Origin of the sequence: Azospirillum sp. HJ39 (assembly GCF_041507355.1) — a bacterium.
Taxonomy (GTDB): Bacteria; Pseudomonadota; Alphaproteobacteria; order Azospirillales; family Azospirillaceae; genus Azospirillum; species Azospirillum thiophilum.
On the sequence record NZ_CP167905.1, the window covers coordinates 348,302 to 363,080 of the forward strand.

General features: G+C 65.8%; 14 protein-coding genes. 4 read left to right on the forward strand and 10 right to left on the reverse strand.

Going from position 1 to position 14,779, the window contains the following annotated elements:
* Nucleotides 1–37 precede the first annotated feature (37 nt).
* The 3 genes from ABMY26_RS02210 (at nucleotide 38) to ABMY26_RS02220 (ending at nucleotide 3,590) form a co-directional block, all read left to right on the forward strand.
* Entirely contained in the window at nucleotides 38–1,414 is a 1,377-nt protein-coding gene (locus tag ABMY26_RS02210) for a diguanylate cyclase (RefSeq protein WP_372394838.1), read from the forward strand.
* A gap of 382 nt (nucleotides 1,415–1,796) precedes the next feature.
* The gene (locus ABMY26_RS02215; RefSeq protein WP_372394839.1) at nucleotides 1,797–2,774 is read left to right on the forward strand and encodes a pyridoxal-phosphate dependent enzyme; all 978 of its coding nucleotides are present in this window, start codon (nucleotides 1,797–1,799) and stop codon (nucleotides 2,772–2,774) included.
* Between the two features lie 159 nt (nucleotides 2,775–2,933).
* Entirely contained in the window at nucleotides 2,934–3,590 is a 657-nt protein-coding gene (locus ABMY26_RS02220) for a YitT family protein (protein WP_372394840.1), read from the forward strand.
* A gap of 21 nt (nucleotides 3,591–3,611) precedes the next feature.
* On the opposite strand, the gene ABMY26_RS02225 is transcribed toward ABMY26_RS02220, so the two are convergent.
* The 4 genes from ABMY26_RS02225 to ABMY26_RS02240 all read right to left on the reverse strand — a co-directional run bounded on the left by ABMY26_RS02225 (nucleotide 3,612) and on the right by ABMY26_RS02240 (nucleotide 8,094).
* Nucleotides 3,612–4,334 (reverse strand): protein tyrosine phosphatase, encoded by a 723-nt coding sequence (locus tag ABMY26_RS02225; protein WP_372394841.1) that lies wholly within the window; start codon nucleotides 4,332–4,334, stop codon nucleotides 3,612–3,614.
* A 53-nt stretch (nucleotides 4,335–4,387) separates the two neighbouring features.
* A complete protein-coding gene (locus ABMY26_RS02230; RefSeq protein WP_372394842.1) occupies nucleotides 4,388–5,422 on the reverse strand; it encodes a hypothetical protein in 1,035 nt (344 codons plus the stop codon).
* Between the two features lie 5 nt (nucleotides 5,423–5,427).
* Nucleotides 5,428–6,471 (reverse strand): hypothetical protein, encoded by a 1,044-nt coding sequence (locus tag ABMY26_RS02235; RefSeq protein WP_372394843.1) that lies wholly within the window; start codon nucleotides 6,469–6,471, stop codon nucleotides 5,428–5,430.
* A 108-nt stretch (nucleotides 6,472–6,579) separates the two neighbouring features.
* Entirely contained in the window at nucleotides 6,580–8,094 is a 1,515-nt protein-coding gene (locus ABMY26_RS02240) for a bifunctional UDP-sugar hydrolase/5'-nucleotidase (RefSeq protein WP_372394844.1), read from the reverse strand.
* A 182-nt stretch (nucleotides 8,095–8,276) separates the two neighbouring features.
* Between ABMY26_RS02240 and ABMY26_RS02245 the strand changes: the two genes are divergently transcribed.
* Nucleotides 8,277–8,990 carry a type 1 glutamine amidotransferase gene (locus ABMY26_RS02245; protein ID WP_372394845.1) on the forward strand — a complete coding sequence of 238 codons (714 nt, stop codon included), beginning with the start codon at nucleotides 8,277–8,279 and terminating at the stop codon, nucleotides 8,988–8,990.
* Here the strand turns inward: ABMY26_RS02245 and ABMY26_RS02250 are convergent.
* From ABMY26_RS02250 to ABMY26_RS02275, 6 genes are all read right to left on the reverse strand, one after another.
* Nucleotides 8,947–10,602, reverse strand: a complete 1,656-nt coding sequence (locus tag ABMY26_RS02250; protein WP_372394846.1) for an NTP transferase domain-containing protein — start codon at nucleotides 10,600–10,602, stop codon at nucleotides 8,947–8,949. The two genes, ABMY26_RS02245 and ABMY26_RS02250, sit on opposite strands and share 44 nt — an antisense overlap.
* A 115-nt stretch (nucleotides 10,603–10,717) precedes the next feature.
* Nucleotides 10,718–11,434: an XdhC family protein gene (locus ABMY26_RS02255; protein WP_372394847.1), complete on the reverse strand. Its 717-nt coding sequence runs from the start codon at nucleotides 11,432–11,434 to the stop codon at nucleotides 10,718–10,720.
* The gene (locus ABMY26_RS02260; protein ID WP_162492059.1) at nucleotides 11,431–11,760 is read right to left on the reverse strand and encodes an XdhC family protein; all 330 of its coding nucleotides are present in this window, start codon (nucleotides 11,758–11,760) and stop codon (nucleotides 11,431–11,433) included. The genes ABMY26_RS02255 and ABMY26_RS02260 overlap by 4 nt, the downstream gene beginning before the upstream one ends.
* Entirely contained in the window at nucleotides 11,757–12,974 is a 1,218-nt protein-coding gene (locus tag ABMY26_RS02265) for a VWA domain-containing protein (RefSeq protein ID WP_372394848.1), read from the reverse strand. Before ABMY26_RS02265 ends, ABMY26_RS02260 begins: the two co-directional genes overlap by 4 nt.
* A gap of 7 nt (nucleotides 12,975–12,981) precedes the next feature.
* A complete protein-coding gene (locus tag ABMY26_RS02270) occupies nucleotides 12,982–13,905 on the reverse strand; it encodes an AAA family ATPase (RefSeq protein WP_372394849.1) in 924 nt (307 codons plus the stop codon).
* 73 nt (nucleotides 13,906–13,978) lie between these two features.
* Nucleotides 13,979–14,767: a xanthine dehydrogenase family protein subunit M gene (locus ABMY26_RS02275; RefSeq protein WP_372394850.1), complete on the reverse strand. Its 789-nt coding sequence runs from the start codon at nucleotides 14,765–14,767 to the stop codon at nucleotides 13,979–13,981.
* Between the last annotated feature and the right edge of the window lie 12 nt (nucleotides 14,768–14,779).

The window sequence follows — 14,779 nt, forward strand, 5'->3', positions numbered from 1 at the left end:
CGAAAGCCTGTTCGCCGCCGCCGACAATGACCGCATCATGGCGCCGCAGGTCGAACCCTGGCCGGTGCTGGTGGTCGATGACGATGAGCAGGTCCACGCGATGACCCGCCTGTTGCTGAACGATTTCGAGTTCGAGGGGCGCCGCTTCGCCATCGTCAGTGCATTTTCCGCAGTGGAGGCGAGGGCAATCCTGGCCGAACGGTCGGACCTGCCGGTGGTACTGCTGGATGTGGTGATGGAAACCCATGATGCCGGACTGCGGTTGGTCCATCACATCCGCCGCGACCTGGGCAACCGCCATATCCGCATCATCCTTCGCACCGGTCAGCCTGGACAGGCACCGGAGCGCGAGATCATCGTCACCTATGACATCAACGACTATAAGAGCAAGGCGGAACTGACCGCCCAGAAGCTGTTCACCAGCGTGATCAGCGCGGTGCGCGGCTGGCGCGACCTTGTCACCATCGAGACGCTGAACCAGTCTCTGGAGCGCCGGGTCGCAGAACGTACCGCCGAACTCGAATGCCAGACGGCGCTCGCAGACGAACAGCGCCGTTTCATCGAGAATCTGGTGGAATTGATGCCGAGCCCAGTCTGGTACAAGGACGCTTCCGGCCGCTACGCCCTGTGCAACCGCGCCTTCCGCGAACTGTTCTCCGACGACGAGGAACAGACCGAGCGGGCAATCGGCAAGGCCCGGCGGGTGGAAACCGGGCCTGTTGAACAAGCGACCGGAACCGATGCCTTTTCCTTCGAAGCCAGTGTGGTCGGGCCGGGAGGCGATACTCGCGAGTTGCTGGTGGTGAAACAGCCTCTGACGACCTTCGATGGTGGAGAGGCCGGGTTGATCGGTATTGCCGCCGACATCACCGAGCGCCGCCGGATGGAGCGCGAACTGCACCGTCTGGCAACCACTGACCCGCTGAGCGGCGTTCACAATCGCCGCCATATCCTCGATCTGCTGGAACAGTTGCTGACCGGGCAGGAAGTGCGGAACTCCAGACAGGGTGCCGGCCCCGCCTGCCTGATCATGCTCGACATCGACCATTTCAAGCGGATCAACGATGGGCTGGGGCATGCCGCCGGTGACGACGCCATCCGCAAAACGGTGGATGAGATTCGTGGCCATCTTCGCGTAACCGACCAGATCGGTCGGATCGGCGGGGAGGAGTTCGCCGTTCTTCTTCCGGAAACCTCACGCAACGAAGGCATCGCAATTGCGGAGCGGTTGCGCGGCGGATTGGCGGCTCTGGCAATACCGCTGAGCGACGGCCGACATTTCCAGCTGACCGCCAGCTTCGGCCTGACCGAAATCCGGCCGCTGGAGGATACGGTAGAAACCGTTCTGGGTCGAGCCGACCAGGCACTGTACCGTGCCAAGGCCGGCGGACGGAATCGGGTGGAACCGAACTGATGGCAAAGCAACGCTCTGCGACATTTTGGACGATGACGGCTTGACCGCCGCCGCTGCAACGGGTATGCAGATCCCATGAACACCACCGCCACCATGCGAATGCGAATTACCGGCCCGGCGCTCTGAGAGCGTCGGAAACTTGCCGTGTTCGTATTCATTGGTCGTGTGGAGTGTGTGGCGTGTCGCTGCACCCTGTGGCCCCCGGAGCCCTCAATCCGGTTCATGACAAGTCCAACCATCTGACCGCCATTCTGGCGCCAAACGATGGCGCCCGTCTCGGCGAGCGAATGTGTGGCTCGGCGCGAATTATCCACCCGGTCCGCTGAGGCGGTCCGGGACACGCCCGCTTTACCCGAAAATTCGTTCGTCGAGGATCATCGCGATGTTCACCGCGCATGCCGATGCCGCGCGCACCCTGTCCGTCTGTACACAAGGTCACGCTCCCGATTTTGAGGACCGTCTGCCCGCGTGGCTGCCACTGTCGGCAATGACCGACGCCGCCCGCAGGCTGTCCGGCCAGATCGTTCGTACCCCGCTGCTCCATGCGCCGACGTTGGGTCGTGAGCTGTGGTTGAAGGCCGAAGTGTTCCAGGCGACCGGCGCATTCAAGGAGCGTGGCGCACTGAACCGCCTTCTGCGCCTGACGGCGCCGGAACGGGCCGCCGGGGTGGTGGCGATGTCCGCGGGGAACCATGCGCAGGGCGTGGCTTTGCACGCCTCCCGACTGGGGGTGAGGGCGACCATCGTGATGCCGGAAACGGCCCCCCGCTGCAAGGTGGAGCGCACCGCCGAACTCGGAGCCGAAGTGGTGCTCCATGGCGCCACGGTGGGCGAGGCAAAGGGCAGGGCACTGGAGCTGGCAGCGGAGCGGCGGCTGACCTTTCTCCACCCCTATGACGATCCCGATGTCATCGCCGGCCAGGGGACCGTCGGACTGGAACTGTTGGCTGACAGGCCGGATGTGGAAACGGTGGTGGTTCCGGTCGGCGGCGGCGGACTGCTGGCCGGTGTCGCGGCGGCGGTCAAGGCCCAGCGCCCACTGGTCCGCGTGATCGGCGTCCGGCTGGCCCGGCGCGGCGGCCCGACGCTCGCCGACGGCATCAATGTCCATGCCCTCGGCAAACTGCCCCAGCTCATCGTCGACACCCTGGTCGACCGCATCGTGGAGGTGGAGGAGGCGGAAATCGCCGCGGCGATGCGTGCCTTGCACGGCTCTTTCGGCGTGGTGGTGGAGGGTGCCGGTGCCGCTGGAGTCGCCGCCGTGCTGAGCGGCCGCCTTGGGCGCGCCGGCCGGACGGTAGCCGTCCTGTCCGGCCGCAACGTGGACGGGGATACCCTGGCAAGGACTTTGGCCGCGTAACGATCCAGACCCCGACACCAAAGAGCCATCGAAGAGCTCTCTGGCTGGGCTGAACGCATAGCTGTTCCTTTGCCCAATCGAAGTATGGATAGGTCAGTAAAAATGACCTATATTGGAGGCTGCATGTAAAAACTCTGGCGACACCGAAGGGTGATTGGCATGACGAACAATTCAACACAGACCATTTCGTCATCCCCTGTACCGGTAACTTACGATCGCCCGCGTGCAGCGCATAGCTTCTTCGATAATCTGCAAGGTCAATTGTTTGGGATCGTGATGACGTCGTTCGGTATTGCCATACTGCATGCCGCAGGGTTGGTAACCGGTCAGGCGGCAGGGCTTGCCTTTGTGATTTCTTACGCAACGGGCCTCAATTTCGGACTCTTGTTTTTTCTGGTGAACCTGCCTTTCTATTTTCTTGCGCTGGCTCGGATCGGCGTCGGCTTTACCATCAAGTCGCTGATCGCCGTTACCGGTATTTCCCTGCTCTCCAGCCTGTTGCCTTCGATGATGAGCTTCAACGCCATCAACCCTTATGTCGCAGCGGTGCTGGCGGGATTCTGTGTCGGGATCGGCGTGATCGGACTGTTCCGCCACGGCGCGAGTGGTGGCGGGGTCGGCATCCTCGCTTTTTACCTGCAGGAGAAGACCGGTTTCCGCGCCGGATGGCTGCAGGCATTGTTCGACTTGGCGGTTTTCTCGGCCGCGGCCTTCGTGCTGGAGGGGCCGGCGCTGCTGGCCTCCATCCTGGGTGCGGTGGTGCTCAATGCGTTCGTCGCCTTCAATCACCGGACGGACTGGTACGTCGCCCGGTGATATCGGGGTCGCTGGGTCGCGCTACTCGCGGCCCAGCACCCGGTCGACCACGGCGTCGGCCCATTCGCGCGACCGGAAGCTGGCCTTGGCCTCCACCGGATCATAGATGTGCTCGACCCAGTCCCAGAACGGGATGGGGCGCTTCTGGTTGTAGGCGGCGTACAACTCGAAGAAATAGTCGAGAATGCCAGTCTTCGCCTGCTTGAAGTGACCGTATTTCCAGGACAGCTGTTGCATTGCCCGATCGAGCGGTTGGCCTTCATGCGCGAACAGGTACAGCGTCGACATGAAGCCGGCGCGATCCGCGCCTGACTTGCAATGCATCAGTGCCGGATAGGTCATTGTCCGGAACATCTCACGCGCTTTCAGAAGCGTTTCCTTCTTCGGCATGTCGCGGGAGTTCACGGGGAAGTCGACCAGTTCCAGCCCGTGGGCGCGGCAGGCCTCCGCCTCAAGGATGTAGGAGGCGCAGTCGCGCGATCCCCGCAGGTTCAGGACCGTCTTAACGCCGTTGCGGCCCGCCGCGGCGATGTGCGATGGCGAGGGCTGGCTCGCCCGGAACATATTGGGTGAGATACGGTAGGTGTTGGAATAGATCAACCGGAAGCAGGCATGGTCGATGAACATGCTTTCCAGATGGCCCAGCGCACGCTGCCACGGCGTCGCCATACGGTTGCGGCCGCGCTTGATGGCGTCGGCCAGCGCCGTGGTGGTGACCGACCGCAAATAGCTCTTCTTCGCCAACTTAGACCTTTCGACTCTGACGGAACGCCAACATAGGCACGGTCGTCGTTCCGTCAAGAACCTGTCATGCCGCCGGGCCGCGAAGCCGGCCCCGGAACCCGGCCTTGAAGCCGGACATACATGCCGTGCTGTGCCGCCAGGGTCAGGACGATTTCCATGTACAGGTTGATCAGGCCATTGGCGTAGAAGGCCGGACAGCCTGTGTAATGCCGCTCGCCCGCCATCGCCGTCGGTTCGATCAGGTCGGTGTTCAGGACGATCAGATCCTTGTCGGGATCGTAGAGGAAGGCCGACTGGTCGGAGCGCAGGGGGTGGATGGCCTGATGGTCGTCGGCCTCGATCCTGCCCGCGGCCATGAACTGGCACAGCATGCCGAGACTGCCCATCGCCAGCGGCAGCACCTGCTTCAGGCTGCGGCGGACGAGGTCGTCATAGGCGGCGGCGTCCAGGCCGGGGCGCAGGAGAGGCGCCGCTTCCACCAGATTCCAGCAGACATGGAGCGCGGTATGGCTGCCGGTCTTGGTGATCGACAGCATGTCGTAGCCCGACGGACCGTGCAGAACCGACTTCTGCAACTCGCGACCGAGGACATAGCCGGCGGCGGCAAGCTCGGTGATGGTCCCCTCCTCCCGGCAGCGCTCCTCTTCCACCATCACCTTGATTGCCCAATCCTTGATTACGGCGTCCAGCAGATGGCAGACCGAATCGCGCAGGAAGCCGACCATGCGGTCGGGATCGGCGGCGGCCATGCCGTCCGGGTCGGCGAAGTCCAGACCGTGCGGCGATTCCGGCGGGGTAGACAGCCGAAGTTGGCCGGACTCGTCCAGCGGCATACGGGCGATGATGTGGTCCCGAAGGTCGACATAGAGGACGCCCAGCAACGTGTTGATCGCGACCTTCTCGAAATCCTCCTTGCGGGTGTCGGCATGGGCCGGACAGTGGCCGGCGAGTCCAAGCAACTCGTCGCTGAAGAAGTAGTTCGGGTCTTCGGCGATGCGGTGCAGGATGGGCGCAAGGTTGATCCGGGTCATCCCCGCCTCCTCATGCGCCGAGGCATAGGCGAGGGCGAAGTCATTGGTCCGGGCCATGGCGATCAGCCCTCCTGCAAACGGTCGTAGACGGAGTATTCCAGCGCCAGCCCGGCCACGATATCCAGATAAAGCTTGATCAGGTTCGTGGTGTAGAAGGCCGGACAGCCGGTGTAATAGCGCTCGCCCGGCTTGGCGAAGGTGACGATGGGAGCGGCGTTCAGCCGGATCAGCCCGTTGCCGTCGAGTATGAAGGCGGTCTGGTCCTTGGGCAGCCGGTGGACCGCCAGCCCGTCGGCCGGCTCGATCCCGCTTTCCTCCATGTAGTGGACCAGCATGCCGAGGCTGGACATCGACAGCGGCACGATCTGCTTCAGGCTGCGGCGGACCAGATCGTCGTAGAACGCGGCGTCGCGGCCCGGCACCAGGATGGGGGCCGCTTCGACCAGAGCCCAGCAGATATGAATGGCGGTATGGCTGCCGGTCTTGGTGATCGACAGCATGTCGTAGCCGGCGCGCTGATAGAGCGGCGAATGTTCCAGCACCGTGCGCAGCACAAAGGTCGCTGCAGCATCCAGCGAGATGGCACCCTCGCCCTGCGAACGGAAATGCTCCTCCTCATGCACGAGGTCGATGGCCCATCCGGTGATCAGCCCGTCCAGCAGATGGCAGGTGGCATCGCGCAGGACCGAACAGAAGGCGTCCACAGGGGCCGCCGCCATGGCGGCGCGGTCGGCCGGGTCCAATCCATGGGGTGAGCGCGGCGGGATCGGCAGCAGCGGCCGGCCCTCGTCGTCGAAGGGCGATTTTTCGGCGATATGGTCGCGCAACCGGTTGAAGAGCAGGGCCAGCAGGCTGTTGACTGCCACCTTGTCGGCATCGTCCTGCGGGATGGGCAGCGCTGCCTCCGCCGTGCCCTCGGCCGCGCCCATATGGAAGGGGCACTGACCGGCACCCTGCCGGAACTCCTCCGCGAACAGGAAATTCGGGTCGGCCTGGATGCGTTGCAGGATATGGGCAATGGACACCCGCGTCAGACCTGCCTCGCCATGGGCGGTGTTGAAGGTCTGGGCGAAGTCGTTGGAGCGGTTGGACTGGGTGTCGGACATGCAGCGGATCCGGCGCGGAGATATGGCAGACGGGCTACCCTAAAGGCAAATGCCGGCTTAGCGCAACGGAGTGTCGCCGCATGGCCCGATAATGTCGCCATGCCTGCGTTATTTTGCCACGATGCGTCCTTCGACGGTGGGCCCGACCGTCTTCTTGGATTCGACATAATTCATCACGATGGTCGCCAGCAATACCGCGCCTGACGCGTCGACGACGACTTTGGCCCGCGGAAAGGCGGCATAGCCATCGCCACCCTTCAGCATGTAATCATTGGTGGCGACGCGATAGGTCGCCTGCGGGTCGATGGGCTTGCCGCCCACCGTCACCGAGGTGACGCGGCGGCCGGCCGGCGCCTTGGGATCGTAAGTCATGACGAGGCCGGAAACCTGAGGGAAGCGGCCTGCCTTCTCCTCCACCTTGCTGACGCCATGCTCCAGGGTGGACATCAGGTCCAGCCCCGACATCTCCACCAGCACGCCGACATTGCCGAAGGGAAGTTCGGCAAATATGTCGCGCCGGGTCAGGATGGAGCCGGCGGGGTGCAGCGCGTCGGCACGGATGCCGCCGCCGTTGGTGATGGCGACATCGGCCTTCAGTGCATCGCGCATCGCATCGGCGATAAGGTTGCCCATGCTGGCCTCGCGGCTGCGCACCACGTCCTTGCGGCTGTCCAGTTCGGTCGTCGTCGTGCCGATCACGGCGGCAAGGTCGTTGTCGAGTCGCTTCGTATAGCCGTCGACCACCGCCTCCACCTCCGCATCCGGGGCGACGCCGGCGGTGGTGACGAAGCGCCATTCGGTCGGTACCGTGATGGTCGCCGGCCCTTTTCCGCCATCCTTGGTTTCGACCTGAAGCTTGACGACGCCGAGATACTGCGCATCGTGCCCGGCCTTCAAAATCAGGGTGGAGCCCTCGTAGAAGCTGATCGGATCGTGGTCATGGCCGCCCAGGATCAGGTCGATGCCCTTCACCTTGGCAGCCAGTTCCCGGTCCTCGCCGATGGTCAGGTGGGTCAGCGCCACGACGACCGCTGCCCCCTTGGCCCGCAGATCCTTAACTGCCGATGCGGCGGTTTCCAGCACGGGGAGGAAGCTCAAGCCCGGCCCGGCGCTGGACAGGCGGGCGGTGTCCGGGGTTATCAGTCCGATGAAGCCTACGGTGATACCGTCGATGGTCCGGATCAAACTTGGCACCGTGGTGCCGAAAGCGGAGCCGTCGGCCGCATGCACGTTGCTGCCGATCCATGGAAACCTCGATTCGGCCATTCGCTGTTTCAACAGCTCGGGACCGAAGTCGAACTCATGGTTGCCGAAGGTCACGGCATCGACGCCGATGGCGTTGAACAGCGCGATCATCTGTTCGCCCCGCGTCGTTCCCGACAGCAGCGACGGCGACAGGAAATCGCCGCCGACCGTGGTGACGGCGTCGGGCGCCGCAGCACGCTCCCGCCTCAGCAGGGTCATCAGCGGCCCGAAGCCGCCCTGTCCCTTCACCGGCGCGATCTCATACACGTCGTTGACATGCAGGAAGGTCAGCGACCCGTTCTGCGCCCAGGCGGGCAGGGATGCGCCAAGGAGGACGGCGAGAAGCAGGGCGGTGAGTGAATGGATGCGGGACAGCATGCGGACGGACCTCCGGCGCGGTCTGGGGCGATGGGCAGCACTGTAGACCAGCTCGTCGGCACCGCGCATAGCGGCTTTGCGTGTCGGGGCCTGCGATCCGGTGCCGCTGCGGCTTGAACTCCGCCCGTGACGGTCTCACAACTTGATGACATATGTGCCAACGACGCGAGCCGAGCAGACCCATGCGTATCCTGGTCGTTCAGAACAGTCGCACCGCTCCGATCGGTCTGGTGGGCGAGGCGCTGACCGACAACGGCGCCACCCTCGTCACCATTGCCGCCAACGAGGGTGAGGCGATTCCCGACAGGGACGGCCCCGGAAAGGACGGCTATGCCGGGCTGGTGGTACTCGGCGGCCCGCAGGACGCTTGGGACGACGTGAAGGGACCCCATTTCGGCCGGGTGATGGAGACGATCCGCGACTTCACCGACGCCGACCGTCCGGTGATGGGCATCTGCCTCGGCGCGCAGCTCGCCGCCCGTGCCTATGGCGCCAAGGTCTACCGCCACACCACGCCGGAATTGGGTATCCACCCAGTCAGCCTGACCGACAGCGCACAGGACGACCCGCTTTTCGGCGGCTTCGGACCGGCTCTCAATCTGGCGCAATGGCATTACGATACCTTCGAGTTCCCCGACGGCGCCGTGCCGCTGGCCTACAGCGAGGCATGCGAGCGCCAGGCCTTCCGGCTGGGCCGGGCCACCTATGCCTTCCAGTTCCACCCGGAAGCGACGGGCGACATCCTGCGTGGCTGGGCCTCGCGAATCCGCGATGAGGCGCGGGAGAGCAATGGCGGAATGCTGAAAGGGCTGGAGGAGTCCATCGCCACCCACCTGCCGGTGGCGGAGGAGTTCACCCGTGCCATGACCCGGCGTTGGCTGGATCTGGCTCGCTGACGGTTGCGGCGAAGCGTGCCAGCAGATCGGGCGTGTCGACGTCGTAGAGGATGCCGGCATCGTCCACCGGCACGTCGCACAGCCGGTCGGCATGTTGGCCGATCAGCCGCTTGGCGCCGGTGTCCCCGGCAAGCGCAGCCATTTCGGCGAAGTAGGCCCGGTCCCACAACACCGGGTTTCCCTGTTTGCCATGGGTCGTCGGCACGCAGATTGCCCGGCCCTCCAGAGGTGCGTAGGCGGCGATCAGCCGGTCGATCACGGCGGATGCCACCCGCGGCATGTCGCCCAAGCACACCACCACCGCATCCGATTCGCTCGGCACCGCTGCCAATCCGGCGCGCAGTGAACTGCTCAGTCCTTCGCCGAAGGCTGGATTATGGACGAAGGTGACCGGACGGTCAGCCAGCGCCCGCGCCACGTTTTCACCCTGGTGGCCGGTCACGACGATGACGTTGGCCGCCTGGGACGCAAGGGCGGCATCGACCGCGCGTGCGACCAGCGGAGCACCATTGACCTCCGCCAGCAGCTTGTTGGTGCTGCCCATGCGGCTGGACCGGCCTGCGGCGAGAACCAAGGCTGTAACGCGCGGCGCCCGCGGGTGTGGTTCGGCCGCCGCCCCGGCTCGGGGCGACGGGCGGGTCGGGATCTCCGCCAACAGCCCGCCGACCCCCATTCGCATCACCTCCGCCCGGCCCGGCGCAACGCCGGCGGCGATGCGCTGCAACACCCAGTCGAAGCCGTTCAGCTTGGGGGAGCGCGCACAGCCAGGCAGTCCAAGAACCGGCTTGCCACCCCGCTGGGCCAGCAGCAGCAGGTTGCCTGGGTCCACCGGCATGCCGAAATGCTCCACTGTTCCGCCGGCCCGCCCGATGGCGGCGGGCAGCACGTCGCGCCGGTCTGTGATGGCCGAGGCGCCGGCGATCAGCAGCAGGTCGGTCGGCGGCATGGCGGCGATCCGCTCGGCAAGCGCACTTTCATCATGGTCGCAACGCGACTCATGGACCAGCCTGCCGCCCAACGCTTCCACCCGCTCCCGTGTGATGACCACCGTCTTGTCGAGCACGCTGTCCTTCACCCCCGGCAGCCGGGTCTGGATCAGTGCAACCGACAGCGGCTGGTAGGGCAGGACGGAAAGCGGCGGCCCACCATTGGCGGCCAGCCCCTCGACCCGCTCGACCGCGGCGGCCGGGGCGGCGAAAGGGATGATCTTGACCGTCGCCAGCATCTGCCCGGGCTCGACGGGTGCGAAGTCGGGCAAGGTGGCGATGGTGACGCTCTCGTCGATGGCATTGATCGCATCGATTCGCGCCGGGTCCAGCCGCAACAGCCCACGCGCCCCGGCGAACAGGTTGACCCTGCCGGTGAAGGCGGCGGCGACCTGCACCGCTTCGCCTGCCACCGCCGTGGCGATCCGGGAGGCGGCGGCGTCCTCGCCGATGTCGGCGGCGTTCAGCTTGGCGGCAACTACCTCGGCGATGCCGGCCTCCCGCAGAGCCGCCACATCGGACGCCGACAGCCGCCGGCCCTTCTTGAACGACACAGAGCCCAGACGCAGCGAATGCGCCAATATGGCGCCCTCGGCGTCTGGCAAGGAAAGCGGGCCGAAGAACATATGGGCTCCGGTGGAGACAAGAGTTGCCCACGGATATGGCACTCTGACCGGAGCCGGGCAATGGGCAGAAGGTTGAGAAGGACAGGGGACGGTTTCGAATGTCCCCTGCTGCCCCTCAGCAGGGATGATTCTCCCCCCGCCGCACGCAGGTGATCTGCCCCATGATCGACAGGGCGATCTCAGCCGGGGTAACGGCACCGATGGACAGTCCGACGGGGCCGCGGATGCGCTTGACCTCGGCTTCGCTCAGACCTTCGTCGCGCAGACGATCGAGCCGCAGCGCGTGGGTGCGCTTGCTGCCCAGCGCGCCGACATAGAAGGCCGGCGAACGCAGTGCTGCAATCAGCGCCGGATCGTCCAGTTTGGGGTCGTGGGTCAGGGTGACCACGGCGGTTCGGACGTCGGGCTTCAACTCGGTCAAAGCCTCGTCCGGCCACAACCCGTTCAGCTTCACGCCGGGGAAGCGAGCCTCGGTCGCAAAGGCGCCGCGCGGGTCGACCACCGTCACGTCGTAGCCGGTCAGCGCCGCCAGCGGGGCCAGCGCCTGGGCGATGTGCACCGCGCCGACGATCAGCAGACGCATCGCCGGATTGTGGACATGCACGAACAGACGGAACCCATCCTCGTCCTGCGGATCGGTCAACAGGCCGGACCGATCCTGCCGGATGCGCCGCCGCACCTCGTCAAGCAGGTCGGGTTCGAGCCCGAAGCTGCCATGGACCGTATCTTCACAAACGATGGTCTGTAGACCGCTGTTCAAGTCGGTCACCAGGGCGGCCGGCAGGGCGGCGGCCTTCGCCGCCAGCAGGCGGTCAAGAATCTCGCGTTTCATTCCACGGCCTCGACATAGACCTGTACCTGCCCGCCGCAGGCCAGCCCGACTTCCCAGGCCATTTCATTGGTGATGCCGAAGGACAGCAGGCGCGGTTCGCCATCCTCCATCGTCTTGCCCGCCTCATGCGCGACGGCGCTCTCGATGCAGCCACCGGACACCGAACCGGCCATGGAGCCGCGGTCGTCGACCGCCATCTGGCTGCCGACCGGCCGCGGTGACGACCCCCAGGTCGACACGACGGTCGCCAGGGCAACCCTGCGGCCGGCTGCGCGCCATGACGCCGCCTGCTCCACGATGTTGTCCGCCATCAGGGTGTCGCTCATTCCGCCGCCTCCTTCAGCCAACGGCGCAAGCCCGGGCTACGACGCGGACCGCCGGCCGACAGGGCTCCGGCCAGATCCGCGAGGCTGTTCAGGCTGTGGGCCGCAAGAAAATCGTCCACATGCGGCAGCAACGCCCGGATGCCCGAGGATTTCGGCGCGAAGCCTTCCCAGCGCAGCAATGGATTCAGCCAGACGAGCCGCCTACAGCTTTTGTGCAGCCGTTCGGCCTCTGCCGCAAGCCCTTCCCCTGCATCCCTGTCAAGCCCGTCGGTAATGAGAAGGACCAAGGCTCCTTGGCCCAGCACCCGGCGCGCCCAGGTCCGGTTGAAGGCGTGCAATGCAGTGCCGATCCGCGTGCCGCCCGACCAGTCGGCGACCGCCCCCGACACCGCATCCAGCGCCATGTCGACGTCCTTGTGCCGCAGATGGCGGGTGATGTTGGTCAGCCGGGTACCGAAGACGAAGCTATGGACCCGGTCGCGGTCGTTGGTCACCGCATGCATGAAATGCAGCAGCATCCGCGAATAGCGGGTCATCGAGCCGGAGATGTCGCACAGCACCACCAGCGGCGGCGGCCGGGTCCGGCGGCGCTTGCGTGCAAGGTCGGACAACTCGCCGCCGCTGCGCAGCATCCGCCGCAGGGTGGCGCGCGGATCGACACGCGGTCCCATCGGGTCAGGCCGGTAGCGCCGCGTGGTGATCTCCGCCAACGGCAGCGCGAGGCGTGAGAGCAGGCGCTTTGCCTGCACCATCTCCTCGCCCGTCATCTTCTCGAAATCCTTGTCCTGCAGGCGCTCTGCCGCCGACACGGTGAAGGCGGCGTCGAGTTCGATCTCGGTCCTTTCCGGCTCCTCGTGTTCCGTGCCGACGCCATGCAGAGCCTCGGAGAGGCGCTGGGCCATCTCCGGCCGGTCGGGCGGGGCGTCGGTGCGCACTTTCGGCAGCATCAGGGACATCATCCGCTTCAGGATGTCCGGATTGCGCCAGAAGACATGGAACGCCTGATCGAACAGCTCGCTCTGGTCGTGGCGATTCACGAAGATGGCGTGAAGCGCCCAATAGAAGTCGGTGCGGTTTGACAGCCCCACCGCCTCGACCGCTTCGACCGCCTGCAGCACCTTGCCCGGCCCGACCGGCAGGCCAGCGGCGCGCAGCGCGCGGGCGAAATGCATCAGGTTGAGGGTGAGGCGCCCATCCGGCGCGGCGTCTTCCATGGCGGCGTCACCGCGCGGTGGTGGCGGCCAACTCGGTCTTGACCTGGGTCAGGATGCGCGCCGCCTCGCTGCCCTGGATGCGGCCGATGTCGTCCTGGTATTTCAGCAGCGTACCCAGGGTGTCGTTGATGACGGAGGGTTCCAGTTCGAGCTGGTTCAGCTCCACCAGGGCCTGCGCCCAATCCAGCGTTTCCGCCACGCCCGGCGCCTTGTAGAGGTCCATGCCACGCAGGGTCTGAACGAACCCCACCACCTGCGCCGCCAGCCGCGCATCGGCCTGCGGCGCCTTCACCGCCACGATCTCCCGCTCCCGCGCGGCCCCGGGGTAATCGACCCAGTGATAGAAGCAGCGGCGTTTCAGCGCGTCATGGATTTCGCGCGTGCGGTTGGAGGTGAGGATGACGATGGGCGGCTCCGGCGCATGGACGGTGCCGAATTCCGGGATCGAGACCTGATAGTCGGACAGGATCTCGAGCAGATAAGCCTCGAACGGTTCGTCGGTGCGGTCCAACTCGTCGATCAGCAGCACCGGCGGGCCGGCAAGGTCCGGCTCCAACGCCTGCAGCAGCGGGCGCTTGACCAGGAAGCGTTCGGAAAACAGGTCGGAAGCCAACGACTCCCGATCCTGGCCGCCCGATGCCTCGGCCAACCGGATTTCCATCATCTGGCGGGCATAGTTCCACTCATAGACGGCGGACGACGCATCCAATCCTTCATAGCATTGCAGCCGCAGCAGCTTGCGGCCGAGCGTCGCCGACAGGACCTTGGCGATCTCCGTCTTGCCGACTCCAGCCTCTCCCTCCAGGAACAGCGGGCGCTTCAGCTTCAGCGCGAGGAACAGCGCGGTCGCCAGCGAGCGGTCGGCGACATAGTTGCCGCGGGTGAGGAGCGCCAGCGTTTCATCGACGGAGGCGGGAAGGGCTGTGGTCATCGAGCGCTCTGGAAGTGGACGACGAATGCCCACTTCCGCCCCCGTCTGAACGCGAGCGGAAGTGGGAACCTGATCATGCCGCCTGCACCGCCCGCTTGGCCATCACGGTGACGAGATGGGCGCGGTAGTCGGCGCTGGCGTGGATGTCGGCGTTCAGACCGTCGGCCTCCACCGACAGGCCGTTCAGCGCCTCCGCCCGGAAGTCGGCGGCAAGCGCCGCCTCGAACGTATCCGCCCGGAAGACCGAACCGGCGGCCCCGGTCACCGCCACCCGCACCTCCGCCCCGAACCGGGCGACGAAGACGCCGACGATGGCGTAGCGGCTGGCCGGGTTGCGGAACTTGGCGTAGGCCGCCGTGTCGGGACGGGAAAAGCGCACGGACTTGACGATCTCGCCCGGCTCCAGCGCGGTTTCGAACATGCCGGTGAAGAAATCGTCGCCGGAAATGCTGCGACGGTCGGTGGTCACCACCGATTTCAGCGCCACAACCGCCGACGGATAGTCGGCCGACGGGTCGGCATTGGCGATGGAGCCGCCGAGCGTGCCCATGTTGCGGACCTGCCGGTCGCCGATGCCCTCGGCAAGGCTGGCCAGCGCCGGGATCGCCCGCTTGACGAGGTCGGAATGGGCAACCTCGGCATGGCGGGTGAAGGCGCCGATCTCGAGCCCGCCGTCGACTTCACGGATGCCCTTCAGCTCCGCAATGGCGCCGAGGTCGATCAGCTCGGTCGGTCGGGCGAGGCGCTGTTTCAGCGTCGGCAGCAGCGTCTGGCCGCCGCCGAGCAGCTTGGCATCCTCCGCCTGGATCGCGGCCGCCGCGTCGGTCAGCGATGTCGGCCGTTGGTACGTGAACGCGTACATTCTCTAGCCTCC

Bases quoted from the DNA above. Each gene is read 5' to 3' on its own strand.
- ABMY26_RS02210 (WP_372394838.1), top strand. From the start codon at position 38: ATGGCGCCGCAGGTCGAACCCTGGCCGGTGCTGGTGGTCGATGACGAT.
- ABMY26_RS02235 (WP_372394843.1), bottom strand. From the start codon at position 6,471: ATGTCCGACACCCAGTCCAACCGCTCCAACGACTTCGCCCAGACCTTC.
- ABMY26_RS02240 (WP_372394844.1), bottom strand. From the start codon at position 8,094: ATGCTGTCCCGCATCCATTCACTCACCGCCCTGCTTCTCGCCGTCCTC.
- ABMY26_RS02270 (WP_372394849.1), bottom strand. From the start codon at position 13,905: ATGACCACAGCCCTTCCCGCCTCCGTCGATGAAACGCTGGCGCTCCTC.
- ABMY26_RS02255 (WP_372394847.1), bottom strand. From the start codon at position 11,434: ATGAAACGCGAGATTCTTGACCGCCTGCTGGCGGCGAAGGCCGCCGCC.
- ABMY26_RS02220 (WP_372394840.1), top strand. From the start codon at position 2,934: ATGACGAACAATTCAACACAGACCATTTCGTCATCCCCTGTACCGGTA.
- ABMY26_RS02265 (WP_372394848.1), bottom strand. From the start codon at position 12,974: ATGGAAGACGCCGCGCCGGATGGGCGCCTCACCCTCAACCTGATGCAT.
- ABMY26_RS02245 (WP_372394845.1), top strand. From the start codon at position 8,277: ATGCGTATCCTGGTCGTTCAGAACAGTCGCACCGCTCCGATCGGTCTG.
- ABMY26_RS02260 (WP_162492059.1), bottom strand. From the start codon at position 11,760: ATGAGCGACACCCTGATGGCGGACAACATCGTGGAGCAGGCGGCGTCA.
- ABMY26_RS02230 (WP_372394842.1), bottom strand. From the start codon at position 5,422: ATGGCCCGGACCAATGACTTCGCCCTCGCCTATGCCTCGGCGCATGAG.
- ABMY26_RS02275 (WP_372394850.1), bottom strand. From the start codon at position 14,767: ATGTACGCGTTCACGTACCAACGGCCGACATCGCTGACCGACGCGGCG.
- ABMY26_RS02250 (WP_372394846.1), bottom strand. From the start codon at position 10,602: ATGTTCTTCGGCCCGCTTTCCTTGCCAGACGCCGAGGGCGCCATATTG.
- ABMY26_RS02215 (WP_372394839.1), top strand. From the start codon at position 1,797: ATGTTCACCGCGCATGCCGATGCCGCGCGCACCCTGTCCGTCTGTACA.